This is a genomic window from Roseateles sp. (assembly GCF_031397715.1).
Lineage (GTDB): Bacteria > Pseudomonadota > Gammaproteobacteria > Burkholderiales > Burkholderiaceae_C > Paucibacter_A.
On the sequence record NZ_JANNMI010000037.1, the window covers coordinates 1 to 4,785 of the forward strand.

At 54.5% G+C, this 4,785-nt stretch carries 4 protein-coding genes; all 4 read right to left on the reverse strand.

The features are described from left to right. Nucleotides 1-294: 294 nt before the first annotated feature. A complete protein-coding gene (locus tag RMO57_RS01775; RefSeq protein WP_310383663.1) occupies nucleotides 295-1,269 on the reverse strand; it encodes a ParB/RepB/Spo0J family partition protein in 975 nt (324 codons plus the stop codon). Beyond that, on the reverse strand, nucleotides 1,266-1,439 hold the full coding sequence (locus RMO57_RS01780; protein WP_310383664.1) for a hypothetical protein: 174 nt from the start codon (nucleotides 1,437-1,439) through the stop codon (nucleotides 1,266-1,268). Before RMO57_RS01780 ends, RMO57_RS01775 begins: the two co-directional genes overlap by 4 nt. A gap of 330 nt (nucleotides 1,440-1,769) precedes the next feature. Further along, the gene (locus RMO57_RS01785; protein ID WP_310383666.1) at nucleotides 1,770-3,032 is read right to left on the reverse strand and encodes an integrase family protein; all 1,263 of its coding nucleotides are present in this window, start codon (nucleotides 3,030-3,032) and stop codon (nucleotides 1,770-1,772) included. Nucleotides 3,033-3,371: 339 nt separating this feature from the next. After that, nucleotides 3,372-4,785, reverse strand: a 1,414-nt coding sequence (locus RMO57_RS01790; RefSeq protein ID WP_310383668.1) for an NYN domain-containing protein, incomplete at its 5' end; no start/stop codon positions are given.

Consider the following 4,785-nt stretch of genomic DNA (forward strand, 5'->3'; position numbering starts at 1 on the left):
GAGTCTTGTGGCGTGATTCCGTGTTGATTGCATGCAGTGCCCTGTTCGCGCTGCATGCGTTCGAACTGCACATGGATGCCGGCAGCCCCTGGCAGACCTGGCGCGCTGCCCTGCGGTGCTGGGTGATGGGCCTGGCATCCCTTCTGTGCGGCTTGGGCTTGTGGGCTGTTGTTGGTGCCGCGCGACTGGATTGGTGGACGCCAGCCAATGACCGGCCGGATGACGTGTTACTGATTCTTGCGATGGCTGCGACCATCTGCCTCTTGGTTCCCCCAGTTGTCGTGGCCTGCCATGTCACGAGGCCTTCACTACCATGCGCTCCGACCTCGGAGTGGAATCGCGTTCTGTATTAGCCTTACCGAAACTGAGCACCAATTGTTCTAACCGAACCTGCTGCTTCGTCGTCAGTGAAAATTTCAATTTCATAGAGAAGCTACCAGTGGGCTGCTGCCGCCACTCTCCAATGGCGATGCCGTCCAAAACCATTGTTTGCGGCTCGGTCGTGTTGGACGCTCCAACACTTGCGGCATCACACGTGAGGCGCCGGACCAACTCCTTCCCAGGCAGAGGGCCAGAAGTCTGCAAAATCTTCTTCGCTATCGCGATGGACCCCTTACGGTTGGCCGCGAGGGCCTTCCCCAGTTTGTCGGCATCATGCAACGCGAATTGCGTGGGCGACTGAACGGCCTTCAGAATGTCAACTGGCAGTTTCGCCAGCCTCAAAGCTCTTCTCACATCGCCCGGGTCCCGGTTCAATTTCAAGGCCATTTGCCGTTGGCTGACAAACAGTTTCTCCTTGCACATTTTCGCGAACCAGCGACCAAGCTCCCACGCGGACAAGCTCTTGTGCTCTTCGTTTTCTACCATCATTTCCTGGACCATTTTCACGTCGTCGACGCTTTCCTCCACTGCCAATACAGGGATCCCCAGATCCAGGCAGCACCGGTGGCGACGGTGTCCATACACAATTTCGAACTCGGTCACATCTCCCTTAATGTTTTTGCTTTGGTGCGTAGGTGCCGCCCGTCGAATCTTGATTGCAACCAGATTTCCACCGGTGGCCTCGATAGATTTTCTGAGTTCACCGAGTTCGGCATCGTTTGACTCCGCCAGGTCCCGATTGCACCATTTTGAGGGGCGAATCAGCTGAGGGTTATATCGGCCGGTCTTTGCGGCAGCCCTTTTTTGGGGCGAGCCTGTCGCGTGTTTTTTGTTCGATGCTTTCGTTCGAACCGTCCGCGCGGTGGCCGCCTTATTCGGTCGGCTCATCTGAGGCTCCTCGACACGCGAGTTTTGAGTTTCAGGTGTACTGCGCCCTGCTCCAACGCCAGTGCCGCTTCGCGCATGCGGTCGAGGTCATATCGAACGCTGGAGCCGAGTTTGAAGAACGGGAACAGCCGCTTCTTGAGTCGGTCTTTGCGCAGATAAGCCACTGACATGCCGATGGCCCGAGCAGCTTCGGTTTCGTCTACGCCGAACGGGACTGGGCGGGCTGGGTTGGAAATTGAATCGGACACAGGAAAGCCTTTGGTAGCACCAATACATATTGGTCACAAAGGCACTGCGGTCCCTGGGACTCGCACTGTGCTGTGGACTCGCGATTGGCCCTCGGCAGTGATAACAATATCTGCCAGCCTGTCGATCGCGCTGCCGACTATGAGCCGGCTGTCCGATTCCGCATTAATCGCGGAAAGCTAAAACACCGATTCTAGGAGTCAGCTCCCTTATCGACAAGAAAAGCGTTTCGCTGCGTGTCAAGAAACACACACTCAGAGGTCAATCACCGCATGATCCTCAATGAAGTCCGCAAGTTTTTGCCATGAATCGCGAAGCTGACCAGGGGATTTCTTAACATAGTTGTTCCCCGTAACGTCGCCGAGAACAGCGTGGTTCATCATCCGTTTCAGTGCATATGCACTCACAACCTCATCGGCAACGCTGGCAAATGTGTGCCGCAGTTTATGAGGTGTGACGCCCAGATCCACATTGGCTTTCTTGTTTATCGCAGCGAGTGTTTTCCCTGGGTCAAGGACACCGAACACTTTGTCGGCTGGTTTTTTGCCGGTGCAATGTTGCTTCACAATTTCTAAAGCTTGGGTGGACAGCAAGACGACATGATTCTTGCCATTTTTTGTGTCCAATAGGGTCAATTGGTCTGCAAACAGATTCACGTCTCTAACCAATAGCCCAGCGTTTGTGTCAGACCCGTACACCTCGCCAGGGCGCGCACCAGTCAACACCATAAATCTACAGGCATCAGCGGAGACTGATCCCTTCTTTGCGACAGCGGCGCGCCACCATGCACCCAAACACTCAGGGGGAATAGGCATTGGATCCCCCTCACTCGCGTGGATAAGAATTCGGTCCTTGCCTGCGGTGTTCGGCGAGAGTGGAGAATTTTCAACGGTTACTCCATGCCAACCAAGGACGGCACGCAGTACCTGCATCGCGTAATCGCCTTGTCGTTCGCTTCGGGAATGCACTCTGTTATAGATCTTCCAGATATCAGCAGCTGTAATTTTGTAGATCGGCTTGTCCGCAAGGTCAACGAGATGGCCGTCGAGAAACGGGACCCCCTTACTGCTTGTGCCAGCTGGTTTGATCATTCCAAGGTAGTCGGCCTTGGTGCGCGCCTTCAGCCCGCGCTTTGCTTTTCCCACTCGCTTGCCCTGCACATATTGACGCAACGCCTCAGCGAAGGTCACTGCCTCCTTTTTGTCAGCCTTGCGCTGTTCGCGCTGCACGACGCTTCGATCAACGCCAGTTTGCAACTCACTTGAGATGGTGATCTGCAATCCTCGCGCCGTGTCGATGGAAATTGCCTTGGCTCCAATAGCCTTCCCCAAAGTACGGCGTTTGGTCTTCCCATTTAATTTCCGTTCAGCAACGTAAGATCGACTTCCATTCGGTGTAACGAGAACGCCAAAGCCCGGAGTCTTTGGACACCAATAGATGACGTACTTGCCCAGAGGAACTGGGACGGTCTGGGCAATTGTTTGTGTTAGTTTTTTGTCGACGATTGGCATGCTCATGTTCCCACTCATTGCAAACTACACCCACAAATATGTAGGCGCGGGTGTAGGTGAAATTCATAGTAACAGGTAGCACTACAAAGCAGTGAGTATCTGCAAGTATTTGATTTATAAGAATAAAAATGTATCCGCCAATGAAAAATATCGGACTGTTAATCCGTAGGTCCCTGGTTCGAGCCCAGGTCGAGGAGCCAAATAAAGCCGAATCAAATCAAGCACTTGGGTCAAAAGCCCAGGTGCTTTTTTCTTTATTGCTGCACGGCTTATTAGACTAATGTCTAATTTCCAGTAATGTGGGGTAACGGTCATGCAGTTGAACAACCAATAGAAGCATTACAACTAATCGACCTCAGAAAGCCAAGCCAGCAGGCGATCACGCGTGTCGCCATCGACCTCTGCCTGAGTCTCTCTAGACCATGCTGCCAGCAAAATGCCGATGGTGACGGCAAACAGACCATCCAAACTCTCCGGTCTGACGGAGGTATCCAAGCCACCGAATATCAGCGCGCGCAAAAGCTTGGCAATTCTCGCGGCCTGAATACTGTGTTGTTGGAGCGAAATCGCCGCTTGGATGTCGCGGGCTACTGTTGCCATTTCAAACGGTGTGTCGGTTCCCAGGTACGGCATGAGGTGCTGAACAACCAGCTTCAGATCCACTGCCTTTATCAGGGGAAACTCGGCCGCTCTGAGAATTGCAGCGACTGCTGGATCCTTGACGGCGACTGACTGGACAGTGTGACGCGCTGGATCGAGGATTACAAAGGTCGAGCCATCGTCCAAGACTTCTCTTCTCAGAGGGGACAGTTCCATTCTGTCCAGCATAGCCGCCAATGTGGGGGCCCCATTCCAACCTACAGTCAAAGCAGAGAACTTGCTGCGCAGTTGCGAACCAATCGCCGAAAGGTGTACCGGTCTGTGTGCCTGCCCTACCACCTCCCTGATCACGCTGGATGCCGCCATGTCCAATGCAGCGCCTTCCAAGGTGTTCAGCAGCGTAGCGGGGGGCTGCATAACTGCTGCTGACGCTGCCACTGGCGCGGCGCTGTGGTCGCCGTTACCCACACCGTTGACTGGCTCTGCATAAACCACGTCGCCGCTGAAATCGACTACGACTCCGGATATGTCCATCTGGCGCATCAAAGCGCCAAAACTCCCTGCACCCGCCCAATTACTTTCTCTCGCACCCGCAATTTCACGATGGATGTGCTGAGCCAGAGTGGCCAGGGGCAAAGGAGAGGAACTGCTCTTCACCTTGCGTATCACTGTTTCACCGATGCGCTTCCGAAGTCCAGTCCCCTCAGTGTTCATCCTCGGCAACGGGTCGTGGTTTGAGGCATCGTCCTCGTCGGGCTCCATAACGCCAAGACCATCGCGGATAAAAGTCGGGATGCCTATCACAAGGTCGGCGGAGGCCTTATACGACTCCGACATGGCCCCCGCGGCAAACACGACAGTACGACGATCGTGTCGCCGCAATCGGCGCAACAAGGGCGAGAAATCAGCGTCCGCCGACATCATCACGAACTCGTCGAAACGCGTGCTGTCTTGCAGAGCATCCACGGTGTCTAACACCATATGTATGTCGGTGCTTGTCTTGCCGGTTGCGGTCATGGGAGGGCAATCGACTATTTCGAACCCGGCTTCGTGGAAAGCTCTTCGGTACTGGCTGAACAATACTGGATTGAGGTAGCAACGGCGGACAAGGACGCGTCTGAGGCCATCGGTGTGCGGCGCTACTGTCGCGGTGTGTGAC